Here is a 20803-nt window from a genome sequence, read left to right as displayed (position 1 = left end):
ACCATAACTAAAGAAAATGCAGATATGGTATCTTCAAATTATTTTGAAGAATATAAGAACATAAAAGAAAAACATACATATATTTTCGGTCCTGATTTTGATAAAATAAAGATTAGTTCAATAGATGAAGATTTAAGATTTTTTGACATAGGTCCTGCCATATGGATAAAATTGTTTAGAAAATCTTTTCTTAATGAACATAATATACGATTCTTAGAAGGAATGTTAGCTGAAGATTTAAATTTTTTCATAAATGTATTATTACAATCTAATTCTATTGTTTATTTGGATAATTACTTTGGTTATAATTATAAGATACGTGATACCGATGAAGATAAATCAACTATTCATGTTAGAAATAAAAAATATTTAGATGCTATGATTTCAGGCTATTATGAAACATGGGACATGCTAATAAATTTAAATCAAGAGAAATATTTTTCAAATGTATTTAGGGCTCATTTAGTATTTTGGTTAACAAGTTTCATTGCTAGTGATATTTCAAATATGGATAAAAAAGATCTTGCAAAAAGAATGGGGCCTATATTAACCGAACAATTAAAATATACTCCGGATTTTGGTGAAACAATTTATATTCCATTAGTTAAACCCCTTAAAAATAAAAATTTTGATGAATTTGTAAAAGCTTCTAATAATATCAAAAAATCCAGAAAAAGAAGAATGAAAATTAAGAATTTTATTCATAAACTTAAAATTTAATTTTATACTTTATAATATTTCATATTTTTTTTATTTTAAATGGTAATTTTTATAAAAGAAGAAATAAATAATAAAATTAATAATTTAATATTTAGATTACTAATTTTATTTAATCTAATTTTAAAATCTTAAGAAAGAATATTAAAAACTAATTAGGTATTGCAATGTTTGATAAACGTTTTATTTCAAATTTTACTAAATATAAATTTTTGTTAGTAGAACTTGTGAAAAGAGATATAAAAGGTAAATATAAGGATTCTGTTTTAGGTTTATTATGGAGTTTTTTAAATCCATTATTAACTATGGTTGTATTAACCTTTATTTTTTCTTATGTCTTTAAAATGTCAATTGATAATTTCCCAGTTTATTTTTTAACAGGATTTTTAATATTTAACTTATTTAATGCTGCTACTAATGGTGCAATGGAATCAATTAAAGGGAATGCTGGCATAATTAAAAAAATTTACCTTCCAAAGTATATGTTTGCACTTGGGACAACCTGTTCGGAATTAGTTAATTTTTTAATATCTTTAGTAGTACTAGTTTTAGTAATGCTTGTTACAAATGCACCATTCCATCCTACTATAATATTTACAATAATTCCAGTATTCTTATTAGTTATAATGGCGATTGGTGTAGGTTTAATCTTAGCTACTTTAACAACATTTTTCACAGATATTAGATATTTGTATGGTGTTTTCACTATGACTTTAATGTATGCATCAGCAATATTTTATCCTGTTGAAGTATTACCTCAACAATATCAATTTTTATTCGAATTAAATCCTGTTTATTTAGCTATTGCTGGAGCACGGGATGCTATTCTAGGAGGAATATTTCCTAATATAAAATACATGATTGTATTGGGAATAGTTGCATTTGTATTATTATTTATAGGAATGTATATTTTTTACAAATACCAAGATAAATTCATATTATATTTATAAAAAAATGACAAAATTAAAGAGGAGGTTAAATAATGGGTGCTGATATTGAATCAAATAATGAGATCATAGAAAAATCTATTGAAGATGCAAAGAAAAAAGCTGAGAAAGATAAAAATCTTATTAAAGTAAATAAAAATTATAGTCTCTCTAAAACCTCTGGTCAATTAATAGAAAGGGATAAAAATCATTCTGATAATTTTTTAGATGAACAAGGTTTAGGAAGCACAATTAATGATATAAACACTAAAGAAGAAGATAATGAATTTCAATCACTTCCTTATAATATTTCTAATGAAATAGCCATAAAAGTAGAAAATTTAACAATGGAATTTAATTTAAATCAAGAAAAAGTAGATAATCTAAAAGAATATGTTATAAAAAGGATTAAACACGAGATTAAACCTAAAACACATTTTTTAGCATTAAATAATCTTTCTTTCACAGTTCATAAAGGTGAAAGAGTAGGTATAATAGGATTTAATGGAGCTGGAAAAAGTACATTATTGAAAATTTTAGCAGGGGTTATGAAACCAACTAAAGGTAATGTTGAGTCTCATGGTAGAATTGCACCTTTACTTGAATTAGGTGCAGGTTTTGATTATAATTATACTGGTGAAGAAAATATTTTTTTAAATGGTGCAATTTTAGGATATCAAAAAGATTTTTTACAATCAAAATATGATGAAATAGTTGATTTTTCCGAGTTAGGTGAATTTATTCAAGTTCCAATTAAAAATTATTCTTCAGGTATGCTATCTAAATTAGGTTTTTCAGTTGCAACTATAGTTGAACCAGATATTTTAATTTTAGATGAAGTCTTATCTGTTGGGGATGTAAAATTTAAGAAAAAAAGTGGAGATAAACTTAAATCTATGATGGGTTCTGGAGTAACCGTATTTTTAGTTTCACATTCTGTTGATCAAATTAGACAATTATGTAAAAGAGTTTTATGGTTGGATCACGGTAATCTTGTTATGGACGGGGATGTTGATGAAGTTTGTGATGCTTATATTGAAACAGCTAAAGAAGCATCAGCAGAGGAGTTACATAATATTGAATTATATTAATTAAAAATTTTTGTTAAAACTTTTAGGTCATTGTATGTACTTTAAACACAAGCTAATGGGATTTTTTTTTAATATTTGTAGAATTTTTCCATTAAAATCAAATAAAATAACTTTCATAACAGATAAAAATAAGTCATTTGAAGATAATTTTAAATATATTATCAAGGAATTAAATAAAGAAGAATCTGATTATGATTATACTTTTTTTAAAAAAGATAAAATTTCATTATTAAATTTTTATAATTTAGCAACTTCTAAATATATTTTTTTAAATGATAACTTTTTTCCAATGGCATTTATGAATTTTAATAGGGATGTTAAAATAATCCAATTATGGCATGCACCAGGGGCTTTTAAGAAATTTGGTTATTCTATACTAAAAGATGAATCTAGAAAAGAATTATTAAGTGAAATATCTAGAAAAACAACATATCTTATAGTTACTTCTCATAATATAATTGATTTTTACAAAAATGCTTTTAATATTAATAAAAATAAAATTTTACCTCTTGGAATTCCTAAAACTGATTTTTATTCAAAGGAAAATTTGTCTGAAAAAAATTTAAATAAAATACGAATTAATTTTGAAAAAGAACATCCAGAAATTAAAAATAAGAAAATTATACTTTATGCCCCTACATTTAGGGAAAATGAGAAATATGCTAATATTTTTAATTTTTTCGATGTTAAAAAATTTAATAATCAATTAGGTAAAGATTATGCTTTAATTGTAAGATTACATCCAAAAATAAGAGAAGTTGTTAGTGAAAATTCTAATATATTTAAAATTTTAAAATCAAATGAAGTTATAGATTGCACTCATTATGAAAATGAGCAAGAGTTATTGTTATTGTCAGATATATTAATTACCGATTATTCTTCTATTATGATTGAGTTTAGTTTCTTGAAAAAGCCATCTATTTTCTTTAGTTTTGATTTAGAAGATTATGAAACTAAAGAACGAGGGTTTTATTATAATTATAAAAAAAATGTTCCGGGACCTATCGTTTATGATTCACAAGAATTAATTGATACAATTAAATCTTTAAATTTTGATTTTGATAAAATTGGTAGTTTTGCAAACTATCAATTTGATTATTTTGATGATATGTCTTCTAAACGAATTCTTGATTATGTATTAAAAAATTAATTACAAAATTTTAAAACCCTATTTTTAAGGATTCAATATAATAAATATAAATATTATTTATAATGAAAAACATAATTAAGATAATATATTCTATAAACTTTGTTATTTTGAGTTTAAAGAACTTTTTATTTAATGGTGAAAAACATGATATTTGCGGCTATTTTAGCAGGTGGAACTGGAATTAGAATGGGAAATGTAGATAAACCTAAACAATTTCTTTTCTTAGGAAATAAACCTATAATAATTCACACTATAGAAAAATTTTATATTAATCCTAATTTTAATAAAATCATTGTTTTATGTCCAAAGCAATGGATTAATTATACTAAAGATCTTATTAATAAATACATAAAGGATAATCAAAATATAATAGTTATTGAAGCAGGAAATGTAAGAAATGAAACTATTATGAAAGCTATTAATTACATTGAATCTAATTTTTCAATTAATTCTGAAGATATCATTGTTACTCATGATTCAGTAAGACCATTTGTTACACATAGGATCATTGAAGATAATATTAATGCTGTAATTAAGTATGGTGCGTGTGATACTATAATTCCTGCATCTGATACAATTGTTCAAAGTTTAAACGGTCAATTTGTTAGTGATATTCCAAATAGAATAAATATGTATCAAGGTCAAACACCCCAATCTTTTAAAATTCTCAAATTGAAAGAACTTTACAATAAATTATCTAATAATGAAAAATCAATTTTAACTGATGCTGCAAAGATTTTTATCATGAATAATGAGGATGTTTTTTTAGTTAATGGGGAAGTAACTAATATTAAAATTACATATCCATATGATTTAAAAGTAGCTAATTCAATTCTTAATGAAGAATAATATAAAATATTGGTGGTATTTGATGATTAATATTATATATAGACTTGTTTCTCCAAAGTTATTTGAAGAGGTTTACGGAGAAATAAATGATTTGGAAAATGAGGTTATAGTTCGTCCAACTCACTTGTCAATTTGTAATGCAGATCAAAGATATTATCAAGGTAGTAGGGTTCCAGAAGTATTAAATAATAAACTTCCAATGGCTTTAATACATGAAGGTGTAGGTAAAGTAATTAAAGATGGGACTGGTCATTTTAATGTTGGTGATAATGTGGTTATGATTCCTAATATTCCCATAGAAAATGATAAAGTTATTGCTGAAAATTATTTAACTTCTAGTAAATTTAGATCTAGTGGTTATGATGGATTCATGGAAGATTATGTATCATTAAAACCAGATAGATTAATTAAAATACCTAATAATTGTAATCTTAATGTTTTAGCATTCACTGAACTTGTTACAGTTAGTTATCAAGCAATATTGAGATTTAAAAAACATTCTAATAAAAATAAAAATATTATAGGTATTTGGGGTGATGGTAATTTAGGTTATATCACTTCTCTTCTCTTAAAAATTATATTTCCCAATTCAAAGATAATAGTTTTTGGGGTTAATGATGAAAAATTGGAAATGTTTTCATTTGTTGATAAAACTTATAAAATCAATGAAATACCAAAGGATTTAACTATTGATCATGCATTTGAAGCTGTAGGGGGATTAAATTCTCAGTCCGCAATATCCCAAATTATAGATTTAATAAATCCGGAAGGCACTATTTCTATACTTGGAGTATCTGAATATCCTATTCAAATTAACACTAGAATGATTTTAGAGAAAGGATTAATATTGTTTGGAACAACACGTAGTGGTAGAAAAGATTTCTTAGGGGCTATTAATTTATTTAAAGAAAATCCAAAAATATTAGAATACTTAGAAAATATTATCAATGAAACAATTGAGATAAATAATTTAAATGATATTACTAAAGCATTTGATAAAGATTTTAATTCAAATTTTGGTAAAACTGTTTTAGTTTGGAATAAATAAAAATCATGAAATAAAAGGAGATATTTAATGAATCCAAAAGTTAGTGTTATAATACCAGTTTTTAACAATTCTAATTACATAGAAAATACATTATTATCTCTTATAAACCAAACTTTCAATGATTTTGAAGTTATTATTATTAATGATGGATCATATGATGATAGTATAGAAAAAGTTGATAATTTACTATCTCAATCTAATATTCCTTTTCAAATTTTTTATCAAGAAAATAAAGGAGTTAGTACAGCTAGAAACAAAGGTTTAGATTTGGCTAAAGGAAAATATATAGTTTTTTTGGATGGGGATGATTATATTGGTAAAAATCATATTAAATGGTTATATGAATCAATAATAGAAAAAGATTGCGATTTTTCTTTTACTCAAATGTTAATAATTAGTCAAGATGGAGTAGTACTAACCAAACCAACAGCATATGATTCTATTAAGGGTAAATCTATTATAGGGAATTATGATTTAATAAAACAAGAATTAATGATGAAAATCCCATTTAGATTTTGTCAGATAATGTATGATAAACAAATTTTAGATGAAAATGGTTTAAGATTCACTGCTAATGTATCCTATGGTGAAGACACTGAATTTGCATTAAAATCATTAATTCATGTTAAAAAAGTAGGTTATACTGCTAAACCAAGTTATTTCTATTTACAAAATAGTTCATCTTCAACATCTCAAAGTTTTCTTGAAAGATTTAATTTTATAAAAATATTAGAAAATTTAGCAATATATTATCATGATTATAATATGCCAAAAGAAGAATTAATTAATTATCCTTATGTTGAAGAGTTAATAGATTTAATCACTAATTATAGGATACCCAAAGCTATATTTGGAAATTTAATGTATTTATTTTATAAAAATTATCCGTTTAATAAAGTAATGGATAAAATGAAAGAAATAGATTATGTTAGAAAACTTAGAGGTTTTAAGCCTTATGAAAAAACTGACTTATTGTTTTTATTTAAAACAGAAATATTTTTAATAAGTCCTAAAATTTATTATATTTTATGGAAAACATTTAAAAACAGCATCTAAAATTTAAGTATTAGGTTAATTAAATGAAAGTTTCAATTATAACCCCAAATTATAATGGTGAAAATTTTTTAAATATATATTTTGAATCTTTAATCAGTCAAAATAAACATATAAGAGAAGTTATCATTGTTGATAATGGTTCAACAGATAATAGTGTGAACATTATAAAAGACTATCAAAAGAATTTAGATTATCCCTTACAAATTATTTTAATCCAAAATAAAGAAAATTTAGGTTTTGCAAAGGCAACAAATCAGGGAATAAAAATAGCACAATCTGAATTATTATTATTCTTAAATAATGATGTTGAATTAAATAATAACTCTATATCTCCTTTGATAAATTGTATTACAAAAGATGATTTCATATTTTCATCAGCATCAAAAATGATTCAATTTAATAATAGGAATTTAATAGATGATGCTGGAGATGAATATACTTTATTAGCTTATACAAAAAAAGTAGGTAATGGTCAAAATATAAATAAATATACTAAAGAAAGAGAGACATTTAGTAGTTGTGCAGGTGCAGCTTTATATAAAAGATCCTTAGTAATAAAATTAGGCTGTTTTGATGAAAATTTTTTTGCTTACATGGAAGATGTTGATTTAGCTTACAGAGCACAAATTAATGGATATAAAAATGTATATTGTCCTGAATCAATAGTTTATCATATTGGGAGTGGAAGTAGTGGATCTAAATATAATGAATTTAAAATTCGTTTATCTGCTCGAAATAATGTTTTAGTAATTTATAAAAATCTTCCAATTCCTCAAAAAATAATTAACATAGCATTTATTTTTTTAGGTTTTTTAATAAAATATTTATTTTTTGTTAAAAAAGGTTTTGGGAAGGTCTATTTAACTGGTATTAAAGAAGGATTAAATGATAAAAGTAAAATAAGAAAAGTTCATTATCAAAATAAAAATTTTAAAAATTATTTTAAAATTGAGTGGAAATTAATAGTTAACACTATTAAATTATTTAAAAAATAAATTTTCTTTAAAAATATTATAAGGATGGGGAAAAAATGGATTTATCAATAATAATAGTTAATTTTAGGACATATGAATTAACAAAAAATTCAATAAATTCAATATTGCTTAGTAATCCCAATTTTACTTATAATATTATAATAGTAGATAATAAATCTGATGATGGTAGTTTAGAAAAATTAGAGAAAACTTTCTTTAAAGAAGTAAAAAATCATAAAATAATTTTTATAAAAAATAATTCTAATATGGGATTTGCATATGCAAATAATTTAGCTATTAAAAAATCAAGCTCTAAATATGTCTTGCTTTTAAATTCTGATACTATAATTAAGGGTGATGTTTTAAATCAATGTTTAAATTATATTAAAAGCTATCCTGATGTTGGGGCTTTAGGATGTAAAGTTTCTCTTCCAAATGGAGAGTTGGATAAAGCATGTAAACGTAGTTTTCCAAATCCAATAAACTCATTTTATAAATTATTTCACATTCCTAATAAAAATTCAGATATAAATAATTATAACTTAGATGATTTAGATAACAATGGAGTTTATGAAATCGATTGTTTAGTCGGCGCTTTCATGTTAGTTAAAATGGAAGTAATAAATCAAGTTGGTCTTCTTGATGAAGATTATTTTATGTATGGTGAAGATATTGATTGGTGTTACAGAATTAAAGAATCTGGGTGGAAAATAATTTATTTTGGTAAAAGCGAAATTATACATTATAAAGGTTCTAGTAGTAAAAAAAGTTTTAAATTGGTATATGAATTTCATAAATCAATGTATATATTTTATAAAAAACATTATACAAAAAAGTATTCTGTTATTGTAAATTTTATTGTATATTTTGGAATTTTTTTTCAATTTATTGTAAAATTAATTTTAAATTTATTTAAAACGAATTAATTTGGAATGTTTACTTATCCTTAAATTTTTTTTCAATGAATAATAAATAAGTAATTAACTAATTTTTAACAAGCTATAAATTCGATATGTTTATATTATACCTTATTTAATAGTTATATTAGAATAATTAATTTTTTAAAATTTTTAATAAACCGATTTCCATGCAATTGAAAAATATATTAATACCAGGTAAAGTTAGCTCAAAAAGAATTTTTTATTTAGATTTTTTAAAAGCTTTTGCAATATTTTTAGTTGTTGTGGGTCATGTTTCTGCTGAAACATTAATACACTCTCCTGTAAATATTAATTGGTTATTTGCAGATTTTTACAGTACTTTTGCAAAAATATCAATACCTATATTTATAATGATTTCTGGAACATTACTACTTAATCGGGACTATAATTTTAAGGGATTCATTGAAAAAAGATTTTCCCGTATATTAATTCCATTTTTATTTTGGGGAAGTGTTTATGTAATCTTTAGTTTCGTCTTTGGTTTTACTGAAGGTAAAGTACCAGATTATAATTCAATTATTTCAATTATATCATTTATAATTAACATGTTTTTAGGACAACCTGGTTATTTAAATCACTTTTGGTTTGTATGGATGATTTTAAGCGTTTATCTTATAACTCCAATTATTAATAAATGGATTAAAAATTCATCATTTGATGAAGTGAAATACTTTTTAATTATCTGGCTTGTAACATGTGTTTTTACAACATTCAAGTTACCTTATGTTAATATAGATTTAAGATATTTTGCCGGACCTTTAGGATATTTTATTTTAGGATATTATTTACACAATACAAAAACTAAACTTTCCCAAAATAATTATTTATGGGTTGGTGTATTAATTATTTCAACAATTCTTAAAGTTTTCATGATATATAATAATTCACTTATTGCAGGTTCATTCCAAGGAATAGATTATTATGATTTAACAACCGTTTTTCAAGCTATTAGTTTATTTTTAATATTTAAAAATATTAATTTTAATTCAATAACTAAAAACAATATTACAACTTATTTCAGTGAAGGAAAATCAGCAAATATTATATTATCTATTAGTATTTTCTCTTTTGGTATTTATTTAAGTCATTTATTGCTATTTAAATTGTTATGGGTAATGAATGTAGATTTTGCTTCTATGAATGCACTAATTTCAATTCCAATATTGTCATTAGTTTTATTCTTAGTAGCTTGGGTAGCAATGTTAGTGCTTAGTAAGATTCCATTTTTCAAAAAATTCACAGGCGCTATTTAATCTATTTTTTTAATTAAAATTTTTAGGTTTTTATAAATAAATATATTAAAATAAAGGTTTTTATATAGAATTAAATAATAAATTCTTTTATATTGATTTAATTTAAATTATAAAAAAAGTGGAATTATTCAATGATTAAACAAAATCAACAATTTTTAAATGCGATATTAGTTTTAACAGATGTTGTAATAATTTTATTTGCATTACTTACTGCATTTTATATTAGATTTAAAACAACCATATTTGGACCTATTGGAGGATATCTTGGTTTTGGATCTTATTTCATATTTACTTTATTTGCAGTAATACCAGTTTATCTCTTATTTTTCTACTTTTTTGGATTATATAAACCATTTAGAAATCAAAAATCAATTTTTTCAGAAGCAACATCTATTATTAAAGCAAATTTAATGTCTTTTATGGTCTTAGTAGCTTTCTTATTTCTTATTAATCAACCTGATTTTTCAAGAATACTCTTATTTCTTTTAGGTATATTTGGTATAATTTATGGTATTATTGAAAGAGCATTAATTCGTGCAATGTTAAGATTGATTAGGTCAAAAGATCATAATTTGAAACATATTCTAGTTGTTGGCGATAATGATTTGGCTTTTACTTTTATTAAAAAAATCAAGGCAAAAAAATATTTAGGATATTCTGTTAGAGGATTATTAGGTCGAAAAGAACATTTGGGTCAAGAAATTGAAGGAACCAGATTTGTTGGAACTTTCAATGATTTAGAACCTATATTAACAAAACATAATTTTGATAGGGTTGTTATAGCTATATCTTTAGAATATTTTCCTAAATTAACTGAATTAGTTGATATATGTGAAAATGCTGGAATCAAAGCGGAAATTCTCCCAGATTATTATAAATATCTTCCAGCTAAACCTTCTGTGGATATGATTGATGATTTACCAATTATAAATATTCGCTATGTTCCTTTAGATGATACATTTAATAAGTTTTTAAAAGTTGTTGAAGATATTTTGATTTCTATAATAGCAATCATTATCACTTCTCCAATAATGCTATTAACTGCTATTGCAATTAAAATTGAATCTCCAGGACCCATTATTTTTAAACAGGAAAGAATAGGTTATAAAAGAAAACCTTTTATAATGTATAAGTTTCGAAGCATGAAAGTTCAAAGTGAAAAAGATGAAGAAACTGGATGGACTACTCCTAATGATTCCAGAAAAACTAAAGTTGGCGATTTTATTAGAAAAACAAGCATTGATGAACTTCCACAGTTTTTCAATGTATTAAAAGGGGATATGAGTGTTGTGGGTCCAAGACCAGAAAGACCATATTTTGTGGATAAATTTAGAAAAGAAATACCTAAATATATGGTTAAACATCAAGTTCGCCCTGGATTAACAGGTTGGGCTCAAATACATGGATGTAGAGGCAATACATCTATTAACAAACGTATACAATATGATATTGAATATGTAGAAAATTGGCATTTTGGTTTGGATGTAATTATACTTTTCAAAACAGTTTTTAAAAGTAATAAAAATGCTTATTAATTTTCTTTTTTCTTCTATTTTTTAGGATAGTTTTTTTATTTAGATTACTTTTAATAATAAATAAAATTAAAATATATAAAAAATATAATTAATATTAAATATTTTATATTAAATTTTTTTATTAATTATAAAATGTTTTCATTTTAGATTAATAAAAAAAGGGAACAGTAATTTTATTGATTTTGTAATAGGAATATATTTTTTTTAGGTATTGAAAATTAATTTAATATATTATTTTTCAAATGCTCTTAGAAAAAACATATTATATAAAAACTTTAAATTATTGTTTAATTACAATTGAGGGTTTGGTATGGATCAAGAAATATTAGATGAATATGAAAAAGTTAAAGACCAAGTCTCTGAAAAAGAATTTTTAGAGAAAATGGACTCACTAAAAAAAGAATATGAAGATGTTAGTTTTGTTAAAGACATTGATATGGCACGAATGGTTGTAGGAACATTTATTGATGAAAATAATGATCCAATTTCTAATGAAAAACATGCAAAGTATAAAATTAATGAATTAGAAGCAAATATTAATGATTTAACACTTACTGGTAGAATCATGGGAATATCTGATGTTAAACAATTTACCTCTCGACAAGGAAATGATGGTAAATTATGTAACTTGAAACTTGCTGATGATACTGGAAATATACGAGTTGTTTTATGGACAGAAAATATCAAACATCTTAAAAACATTAAGGAAGGGGATGTTGTACAAATAACTAATGTTGAATCTAAAGATGGTTATAGAGGTTTAGAAGTACATTTAAAACCTCGATCCAATATGAAAGTTTTAAATTCAGATGATTTCCCAGATTTTCCAAGATATGAAGAACCTATAACTATGATTAAGGATATAGTTCCTAATGAAACAGTTAATATAATAGGTAGAATAATAAGAATACCTCAAATTAGAAAATATAATAGTAATGGTAAAAAAGGGGAAGTTACTTCCATTGAAATTCAAGATTCTACTGGTAAAATATCTTATACCTTATGGAATAAAGATGTTAAATTAATAGAAACTCTTGATTTAAATGAGAATGATACTATAAAAATATTAGGTGCTCATGTTAAAGAAAGAAATGGGGAAGTATCATTGTCTCATTGGGATGGTCGAACAATTAAAGGCGATTTTGATGTTCCAGAATTTGAAGAAACATTATTCAAGTTAGGGGAAGCTCATGAGCAAAAAGATGTTACAATATTAGGGATAATTACTAAAATACAAGATACAATTTCTTTTCAAAGAAAAGATAGTAGTGAGGGTCATGTTAAATCAATAGAAATAGCTGATGATACAGGTTCTATTAGAGTGACTTTATGGAATGATGATACTAATTTAGAATTTAACAAAGGGGATATTGTAGAAATTATTGGTGGAAATATTGAATATGATGATTATGCTAAATCTGGTTATAGAATTAATACAAATTGGAACACACGATTTGTTATAGATCCTAAGGGATATGATGATTTGGTTAGTACTTTGAAAGAATCACAATCAAAACTTGGACCTTTACCAATTGAACAAGTTCAAAGTTTTGATGATGATGATGGTGAAGAAGTTGATATTTTAGGAAGAGTTATATCATTAAATGATTCTAGAGAATTTCAAAGAGATGATGGAAGTGTAGGCACTGTTAGATCTGCAGATTTTGCGGATCGAACTGGTAGTGTTCGTGTTTCTTTTTGGGATGATAAAGCAATAAATTCTAATCTTCAATTAGGTAAACCTTTTCAACTTGAGAATGCTAGAACTAAACTTGGAATGAGTGAAATAGAACTCAATATAGGAAAAACTGCAAGAGTAATTGAACTTAAAGAAGATGAAGTCACAGATTTACCTTCATTTGCAGAATTAGAAGAAACATTATATGAAAAAAAGAAAATCGATGAATTAAATGAAGATGATAAAAATATTCGTGTTGTAGCAAGAATTTTAGATATACAAGATATTCATGAATTTCAAAAAACAGATGGAACACCGGGAATGGTTAGAAGTATAGATTTAGCTGATGATACTGGTTCAATTAAAGCTAGTTTATGGGATGCTAAAACAAATTTACAAGAATTTGATGTTGGAAGTGCAGTTAAAATAGAAAACCCTCGTGTATCTTTTAGAGATGATAGAATAATATTAAGTATTGGAAATAATACAAATTTAATATCCCCAAATGAGGAAGAATTAGATAATTTACCTACATTTGATGAATTAAAAGATATTATTTATCAAGAAAAAAGTATAGAATCATTAGAAGATGATGATATAAATATAAGAATTAATGGAACATTAAAAGATCCTTACGGTGATAAATTAGTACTTTTAAAATGTCCTAGCTGTAATAATACTTTAGAAAATAATGAAGATAAAGGATATGTATGTGATTATTGCGGTGAAGAAGTAGAAAAACCAAAATATCTTTTAATGATTCCTGCAAGAATTGCAGATGATACTGGTGAAATATCCGTAACTTTCTTTGGTGAATTAGTTGAGGAATTATTAGAAATGACAAAATCTGAAATTGTTCAAATTTTTGAAAATAGTGAAGATTTAAGTGTTTTAGAAAGCAAAATTGAAGATTTAAATGGAATATCAATAGAAATTATTGCAGATGCTAATTTCGATGAATATAATGAATCAATTAGATTAAATCCTAAAAAAATTTTATCTAAATCACTTTAGATTATGAGTTTAAAATAATAAAAATATTAATTAGGAATGGTAATTATGGAAGATATAGAACTTAAGGACTTACCTGGTGTAGGTGAAAAAACAGCTGAAAAATTACAGGATGCAGGTTTTGCAGATATGATGAGATTAGCAACTGCTACTCCAAAGGAATTATCTGTAAAAGCAGAAATTGGTGAGGGTGTTGCAGAAAAAGTTATAGAAGCTGCACGTAAAGCTGAAGATATTGATTTTGAAACTGCATTTGAAGTAATGGAAAGAAGAAAAGATGTGGGTCGTATTACTACTGGAAGTTCAGGTTTTGATGAACTTATCGGTGGGGGTATTGAAACTCAATCATTAACAGAAGTGTTTGGTGAATTTGGTTCAGGTAAAAGTCAAATATCTCATGAATTAGCTGTAACAGTTCAATTGCCTGAAGATAAAGGTGGTTTAGATGGTGAATGTGTATTTATTGATACTGAAAACACTTTTAGACCTGAAAGAATTGAACAAATAGCTAATGCTTTTGATTTAGATCCTGAAGAAACATTACAAAAAATTCATATTGCTAGAGCTTTTAATTCTTCTCATCAAATATTAATGGCTGATAAAATTAATGAATTAATACAAAGTGGAGTTAATATTAAGTTAGTTATTGTTGATTCTTTAATGGCACATTTCAGAGCAGAATATGTTGGACGAGAATCATTAGCTGTAAGACAACAAAAACTTAATCAACATTTGCATGTTTTACAAACTATAGCAAATACATATAATGTTGCTGTTTTCATTACTAATCAAGTTCAAGCAAGACCTGATGCTTTCTTTGGTAGTCCAACTAAAGCTATAGGTGGGCATGTTTTAGGGCATGCTTCAACTTACAGAGTTTGGCTTAAAAAAGGTTTAGCAGGTAAAAGAATTGCAAGATTAGTAGATAGTCCGCATCTTCCAGAAGGAGAATGTGTATTTAAAATTACTAATGATGGTATTATAGATTAAATAATCTACTTTTTTTCTTTTTTTTTTATTGATAATATTTAAATAATTGGAATAACATAATATTATTATCTTATTATAATAGTTTAATTAAAAATCAATTTATTATATTATTTTGGCTATTTATTCGATATTTATTCTTATAATTTTTAGGTTTGATTTTTTTAAAATTTTTTTTATTTAATAATTTTTAGGTTTAATAATGGATCCCTTTTTTGTCACACTGATAACAATTATTTTCATGATTTTTTTAGGTTATTTCCTTAAAAGAATAGATTTTCTTAAATCAACTGATGTAGGTACTTTAAATAAAATCGTGATGAATATTGCTTTACCTTGTATGATTTTTAAAGCTTTATATGCTGCTAATATGGACCTTTTACCTACACTAAGTATTTTACCAATTGTTGGATTATTATCTTCTTTTATTATAGGTGCTGTTGTTTATATTATTCTTAAAATTAAAAAATTTGAGGAAAAAAAATTATGGAGTATTCTTTTAACAGTAATTATTGGTAATACTGGTTTTATGGGTTATCCTATAATATTGGGGGCATTTGGTAATCCTGGATTTGTAAGAGCAATATTTTTTGATATTAATACAACTTTAACTTTCTTAATAATGAATATCGTTTTAATATTAGTGTTTGGTGGAACTTTTAAGCAAGCTGTTAAAAAAGCAATATTTTTACCTCCTTTATGGGCTTTAATTTTAGGTATACTATTTAATTTGATGAATATTCCAATTGGAGAAGTAGCAACTAATATTATATCATCATTTTCAGCAGTCACTATTCCTTTAATAATGTTGGCATTAGGTCTTTCATTAAAATTTGAAGGTATTAAGACCCATAAAAGTATTGTAACTCTTACTTCAATTATTAAATTAATTTTTTATCCATTTGTAACATTTATTATATTAACTGTATTAGGATTACATGGTTTAGAATTTAATGTTTCATTAATTCAGGCAGCTATGCCCTCAGGAATGTTTGCATTGGTATTAGCTATCTCTTATGGTTTAGATTACAAACTAACTTCAGATTGTATTTTTACAAATACTTTACTTAGTCTTATTAGTATACCCATTTTAGTGTCATTACTATAAATGGGGGGTTTTATTTCCAATTAATAATTTAATTTTTGTTTTTTGTTGATTTTAATCATATTTTTTCTATAATAATCTTTTTTAAGATAAATTTTTTTTATCATATATAAACTTTACTCCATATCATTAATAGAAACCTTTATTAATTTATATCATAAACATAAAATCATATCTAACATTTATAATAAATTTTAGATTATATTTCATCAACTTGTACAAGGTGATTTAATGGCAGAAGAAAAAGATATAAAAAACGAAGAATTAAAAGTGGGAGTTTATGTTTGCCACTGTGGTGTAAACATTGCAGGTGTTGTCGATGTTGAAGCCGTTGCAGAATATGCGGGTACTTTACCTAATGTAGTTATTGCAAAAGATTATAAATATATGTGTTCTGATCCAGGTCAACAATTAATCCAAAATGATATTAAAGAATATGGATTAAATAGAGTTGTTGTCGCAGCATGTTCCCCTAGACTTCACGAACCAACATTTAGAAGATGTGTTGAAGAAGCAGGATTAAATAAATTTTTATTTGAATTTGCTAACTTAAGAGAACAAGATTCTTGGGTACATATGAATGAACCTGAAGCAGCTACTAGTAAAGCTAATGATTTAGTCCGTATGGCAGTTGCTAAAGCAAGATTACTTGAACCTTTAGAAGCTAATAAAGTAAGTGTTGAAAAAACTGCTTTAGTTATTGGTGGAGGAGTAACTGGTATTCAATCTGCTTTAGATTTAGGAGATATGGGTTACCACACTTATTTAGTTGAAAGAAACCCTACCATTGGGGGAAGAATGGGACAATTAGATAAAACTTTCCCAACATTAGATTGTTCAATGTGTATTCTTGCACCAAAAATGGTAGATACTCATAAACACGCAAATATTGATTTAATTACTTATGCTGAAGTAAAAGAAGTCGATGGTTATATTGGAAACTTTAAGGTTAAAGTAGAAAAGAGACCTAGATATGTAGAAGAAGATTTATGTACTGGTTGTGGATCTTGTTCTGAAGTATGTCCAATTGAAATACCTAACTACTACGATATGGGTATAGGTATGGTAAAAGCAGCATATATTCCATTCCCTCAAGCAGTTCCTTTATGTGCAACAATTGATAAAAATTATTGTATTGATTGTCATCTCTGTGATAAAGTCTGTGAACGTGGAGCAATAAATCATGATCAAAAACCTGAAGAAATTGAACTTAATGTAGGTACTATTATTGCAGCTACTGGTTATGATCCTTTCGACCCATCTGGAATATACCAATATGGTTATGGTAGATTTGATAATGTTATCACTGGTATGGAAATTGAAAGAATGATTAATGCATCCGGACCAACTCAAGGACATGTAGTTAAACCTTCTGATGGTGAAGCTCCTAAACGTGTTGCATTTATCCATTGTGTAGGTTCAAGAGATGAACAAATCGGTAAACCATACTGTTCTAGAGTATGTTGTATGTATTCTATGAAGAATGCTCAATTATGTATTGATCACGAACCTGATACTGATGTAACTTGTTATTATATGGATATTCGTGCATTTGGTAAAGGATATGAAGAATTTTATAAAAATTCACAAGAAAAATATGGAATTGAATTCTTAAGAGGTAGACCTGCACAAATATTTGAAAATGATGATAAAACATTAACTGTTAGAGCAGAAGATACTTTACTTGGAAAAATTACAGAATTCACTTATGATTTAGTTGTTTTAAGTGTAGGTTTAGAAGCACCTGAAGGTTCAACTGAATTAAGACAAACTTTAGGAATATCTAAATCCGCTGATGGATTCTATCTTGAAGCACACCCTAAATTAAGACCTGTTGATACTTTAACTGATGGTGTCTTTATTGCTGGTGTAGCACAAGGACCTAAAGATATACCTGATTCTGTTGCTCAAGGATCAGCTGCAGCTGCTAGAGCAGCTATTCCTATGGCTAAAGGTGAAGTTGAAATTGAACCAATTATTGCAAGTACAGATGATACAGTTTGTGGTGCTTGTGAAGTATGTGTTGAATTATGTCCATTCGGTGCAATTAGTATTGAAGGTGAAGAAGGAGAAGCTCATGCTGTAATTAATGTAGCTTTATGTAAAGGTTGCGGTACTTGTGTAGGTGCATGTCCTTCCGGAGCTATGGATCAAAATCACTTTAAAACTTCACAAATTATGGCACAAATTGATGCAGCTCTTGAAGATATTGGTAAATAATTTTGGAGATTTTTCTCCAAATTTTTATTTTTTTTAAATATTTATTCATACTATTTTTATAAAAATTATTATTTTTATTAAATTATATTAAACTATAAATTAATAAAAAATAAAACTAATAATATATAATTAAGAAATTTTTTATAATCAACTATTTTAATAAAATTTCAATTTTAATTAAAAATTAATATAAAATATAAATTAGGTGTAATTATATGTCTCAATATGAAGAGGATGTTAAAACTTTTGAAAATTTAATAAAAGACCATACAAACTGGATGAAAAATAGTATAAATCTTATAGCAAGTGAAAATATAACCAGTTCTCAAGTGAAAACCGCATTAGCGTCAGATTTATCTCATAGATATGCTGAAGGTTTAGCAGGTCAAAGATTATATGAAGGATGTAAATATATTGATGAAATTGAAGAAAAAACAATTGATCTTTCAAAAAAATTATTTAATGCAGATTTTGTTAATGTTCAACCAATTTCTGGAGTAACAGCAAATTTAGCAACATTTTTTGCATTTACTAAACCTGGAGATAAAATCATGACAATGTCAGTTCCAATGGGAGGACATATTAGTCATGAAAACGTTAGTGCAGCAGGAATACGTGGATTAAAAAATGTATTTTATCCATTTAACCCAGAAGTCATGAATATTGATGCAGATAAAATGCAAAAACAAATTAGAGAAGAAAAACCAAATGTAGTTTTATTAGGTGGAAGTTTATTCCTTTTCCCTCACCCTGTTAAAGAAGCTGTTGAAGCCGCACAAGAAGTTGGAGCAAAAGTTTTATATGATGGAGCTCATGTACTTGGTTTAATTGCTGGAGGTCAATTTCAAGATCCTATAGGTGATGGAGTTGATGCATTAATGGGAAGTACCCATAAAACTTTCCCTGGACCTCAAGGAGGTATTATTTTTTCTAAAAAAGAATATTCTAATGATATTAATAATGCAGTTTTCCCAGGTATAGTAAGTAATCATCATTTACACCACTTAGCAGGTTTAGGAATAGCAACTGCAGAAATGATGGAATTTGGAGAAGACTATGCTAAACAAACCATTAAAAATGCTCAAGCATTAGCTCAAGCATTATATGAAAGAGGATTTAATGTCATGTGTGAAGACTTAGGTTTTACAGAATCTCACCAAGTTGCAATGAATGTTTCTAATATAAAAAAAGCTACTATTTTAGCTAAAGAATTAGAATCTAACAATGTCATATTAAACAAAAATTTAATACCTGGGGATGATGTAAATCATAGTGATGATCCATCTGGTATAAGAATGGGAACTCAAGAATTAACAAGAAGAGGTATGAAAGAATCTGAAATGGATGAAGTAGCAGAATTTATTAAAAGAGTAGCTATAGATAATGAAGAAATCAAAGACGATGTTACTGAATTCATGAAAGATTTTACTAATGTTCATTATGCTTTTAAAGAAGATGATGGATATCAATATATCCAATTTTAAATTTTTTATTTTTATTTAATAAATTAAAAAAAAAGTTGAGATTTTTTTATGAAAATTGGATGGGCATTTACTGGAGCAGGACATTTATTAAGTGAAAGTGTTGAAGTTTTAGAAGAATTAGCTAAAACTAATGATATTACCGTATTTTTATCTAATGCAGGGGAAGAAGTATTAAAAATGTATGGCCTTTTTGAAAGGGTTTCAGCTATAACTGGAGGACGTTATAAAGAATTAACTAAAGAATCAGATCAAAAATATAGTTTCCCTATTTCTGGAAGATTTTCTTTAGGTAAATATGATATGCTAATTGTTTCTCCAACAACTTCCAATACTGTAGCTAAAATTGTTCATGGTATATCTGATACATTAGTTACTAACACTGTTTCTCAAGCGGGAAAAGGTGGAGTAAAAACGATTATTGTTCCTGTAGATATTAAAAAGGGTGATGTGGAAACAGTACTACCTGCTAAATTAGAACTTAATACCTGTGAAGATTGTGATGAATGTCAAGCTTATAAAGCTTGTCCTAATAAAGCAATAATACCAAAACAAGAAATTGATCTTTTAAAATGTACTGGTTGCGGAACTTGTGAAAATGCATGTCCATTTAATGCAATAAAATCCGGAAAAATAATTACTATTCATATGAGACCAATAGATATAGAAAACACTCAAAAATTAGTCACAATGGATAATATAACAGTTTTAGAAGAACCAAAAAATGTCTTAATTTATATTGAAGATATTATTTCTTAATTTTACCTTTTTTTACCTTTTT

At 25.6% G+C, this 20803-nt stretch carries 17 protein-coding genes; all 17 read left to right on the top strand.

The features are described from left to right. On the top strand, positions 1–720 hold a 720-nt coding region (locus tag BP769_RS07800), incomplete at its 5' end, for a glycosyl transferase (protein ID WP_413827196.1). Positions 721–884: 164 nt separating this feature from the next. Beyond that, positions 885–1667, top strand: a complete 783-nt coding sequence (locus tag BP769_RS07795) for an ABC transporter permease (protein WP_413824943.1) — start codon at positions 885–887, stop codon at positions 1665–1667. 32 nt (positions 1668–1699) lie between these two features. Then, complete coding sequence (locus BP769_RS07790; protein ID WP_409198239.1) at positions 1700–2734, top strand: ABC transporter ATP-binding protein; 1035 nt, start codon at positions 1700–1702, stop codon at positions 2732–2734. 34 nt (positions 2735–2768) lie between these two features. Further along, complete coding sequence (locus BP769_RS07785; RefSeq protein ID WP_409198238.1) at positions 2769–3884, top strand: CDP-glycerol glycerophosphotransferase family protein; 1116 nt, start codon at positions 2769–2771, stop codon at positions 3882–3884. A gap of 144 nt (positions 3885–4028) precedes the next feature. Continuing rightward, positions 4029–4733, top strand: coding sequence for an IspD/TarI family cytidylyltransferase (locus BP769_RS07780; protein ID WP_409198237.1), 705 nt, complete (start codon positions 4029–4031; stop codon positions 4731–4733). A 22-nt stretch (positions 4734–4755) separates the two neighbouring features. Further along, positions 4756–5781, top strand: coding sequence for an alcohol dehydrogenase catalytic domain-containing protein (locus tag BP769_RS07775; RefSeq protein ID WP_409198236.1), 1026 nt, complete (start codon positions 4756–4758; stop codon positions 5779–5781). A gap of 27 nt (positions 5782–5808) precedes the next feature. Beyond that, positions 5809–6837 carry a glycosyltransferase family 2 protein gene (locus tag BP769_RS07770; RefSeq protein ID WP_413824949.1) on the top strand — a complete coding sequence of 343 codons (1029 nt, stop codon included), beginning with the start codon at positions 5809–5811 and terminating at the stop codon, positions 6835–6837. Positions 6838–6860: 23 nt separating this feature from the next. Next, positions 6861–7832, top strand: coding sequence for a glycosyltransferase family 2 protein (locus tag BP769_RS07765; RefSeq protein ID WP_413824952.1), 972 nt, complete (start codon positions 6861–6863; stop codon positions 7830–7832). Between the two features lie 35 nt (positions 7833–7867). Beyond that, positions 7868–8737, top strand: a complete 870-nt coding sequence (locus tag BP769_RS07760; RefSeq protein ID WP_413824955.1) for a glycosyltransferase family 2 protein — start codon at positions 7868–7870, stop codon at positions 8735–8737. Between the two features lie 167 nt (positions 8738–8904). Beyond that, positions 8905–10005 carry an acyltransferase gene (locus tag BP769_RS07755; protein ID WP_413827198.1) on the top strand — a complete coding sequence of 367 codons (1101 nt, stop codon included), beginning with the start codon at positions 8905–8907 and terminating at the stop codon, positions 10003–10005. 131 nt (positions 10006–10136) lie between these two features. Beyond that, entirely contained in the window at positions 10137–11540 is a 1404-nt protein-coding gene (locus BP769_RS07750; RefSeq protein ID WP_413824960.1) for an undecaprenyl-phosphate glucose phosphotransferase, read from the top strand. A gap of 310 nt (positions 11541–11850) precedes the next feature. Next, complete coding sequence (locus BP769_RS07745) at positions 11851–14232, top strand: OB-fold nucleic acid binding domain-containing protein (protein ID WP_413824963.1); 2382 nt, start codon at positions 11851–11853, stop codon at positions 14230–14232. 36 nt (positions 14233–14268) lie between these two features. Next, positions 14269–15219: a DNA repair and recombination protein RadA gene (radA, locus tag BP769_RS07740; protein WP_413824965.1), complete on the top strand. Its 951-nt coding sequence runs from the start codon at positions 14269–14271 to the stop codon at positions 15217–15219. Between the two features lie 199 nt (positions 15220–15418). Next, the gene (locus tag BP769_RS07735; RefSeq protein ID WP_413824968.1) at positions 15419–16324 is read left to right on the top strand and encodes an AEC family transporter; all 906 of its coding nucleotides are present in this window, start codon (positions 15419–15421) and stop codon (positions 16322–16324) included. Between the two features lie 228 nt (positions 16325–16552). Further along, the gene (locus BP769_RS07730; protein WP_413824971.1) at positions 16553–18541 is read left to right on the top strand and encodes a 4Fe-4S binding protein; all 1989 of its coding nucleotides are present in this window, start codon (positions 16553–16555) and stop codon (positions 18539–18541) included. 215 nt (positions 18542–18756) lie between these two features. Further along, on the top strand, positions 18757–20025 hold the full coding sequence (glyA, locus tag BP769_RS07725; RefSeq protein ID WP_413824974.1) for a serine hydroxymethyltransferase: 1269 nt from the start codon (positions 18757–18759) through the stop codon (positions 20023–20025). A gap of 48 nt (positions 20026–20073) precedes the next feature. Then, positions 20074–20781: a dihydromethanopterin reductase (acceptor) gene (locus BP769_RS07720; protein WP_413824977.1), complete on the top strand. Its 708-nt coding sequence runs from the start codon at positions 20074–20076 to the stop codon at positions 20779–20781. Positions 20782–20803 lie beyond the last annotated feature (22 nt).

The organism is Methanobrevibacter sp. UBA417, from assembly GCF_002508845.1.
Taxonomy (GTDB): Archaea; Methanobacteriota; Methanobacteria; order Methanobacteriales; family Methanobacteriaceae; genus Methanobrevibacter_A; species Methanobrevibacter_A acididurans.
This window is presented reverse-complemented; position numbering and strand designations above follow the sequence as displayed.

Excerpts from the sequence above, each read along its gene's own strand:
- BP769_RS07795 (WP_413824943.1), top strand. The coding sequence starts at position 885 with ATGTTTGATAAACGTTTTATTTCAAATTTTACTAAATATAAATTTTTG.
- BP769_RS07790 (WP_409198239.1), top strand. The coding sequence starts at position 1,700 with ATGGGTGCTGATATTGAATCAAATAATGAGATCATAGAAAAATCTATT.
- BP769_RS07785 (WP_409198238.1), top strand. The coding sequence starts at position 2,769 with ATGTACTTTAAACACAAGCTAATGGGATTTTTTTTTAATATTTGTAGA.
- BP769_RS07780 (WP_409198237.1), top strand. The coding sequence starts at position 4,029 with ATGATATTTGCGGCTATTTTAGCAGGTGGAACTGGAATTAGAATGGGA.
- BP769_RS07775 (WP_409198236.1), top strand. The coding sequence starts at position 4,756 with ATGATTAATATTATATATAGACTTGTTTCTCCAAAGTTATTTGAAGAG.
- BP769_RS07770 (WP_413824949.1), top strand. The coding sequence starts at position 5,809 with ATGAATCCAAAAGTTAGTGTTATAATACCAGTTTTTAACAATTCTAAT.
- BP769_RS07765 (WP_413824952.1), top strand. The coding sequence starts at position 6,861 with ATGAAAGTTTCAATTATAACCCCAAATTATAATGGTGAAAATTTTTTA.
- BP769_RS07760 (WP_413824955.1), top strand. The coding sequence starts at position 7,868 with ATGGATTTATCAATAATAATAGTTAATTTTAGGACATATGAATTAACA.
- BP769_RS07750 (WP_413824960.1), top strand. The coding sequence starts at position 10,137 with ATGATTAAACAAAATCAACAATTTTTAAATGCGATATTAGTTTTAACA.
- BP769_RS07745 (WP_413824963.1), top strand. The coding sequence starts at position 11,851 with ATGGATCAAGAAATATTAGATGAATATGAAAAAGTTAAAGACCAAGTC.
- radA (WP_413824965.1), top strand. The coding sequence starts at position 14,269 with ATGGTAATTATGGAAGATATAGAACTTAAGGACTTACCTGGTGTAGGT.
- BP769_RS07735 (WP_413824968.1), top strand. The coding sequence starts at position 15,419 with ATGGATCCCTTTTTTGTCACACTGATAACAATTATTTTCATGATTTTT.
- BP769_RS07730 (WP_413824971.1), top strand. The coding sequence starts at position 16,553 with ATGGCAGAAGAAAAAGATATAAAAAACGAAGAATTAAAAGTGGGAGTT.
- glyA (WP_413824974.1), top strand. The coding sequence starts at position 18,757 with ATGTCTCAATATGAAGAGGATGTTAAAACTTTTGAAAATTTAATAAAA.
- BP769_RS07720 (WP_413824977.1), top strand. The coding sequence starts at position 20,074 with ATGAAAATTGGATGGGCATTTACTGGAGCAGGACATTTATTAAGTGAA.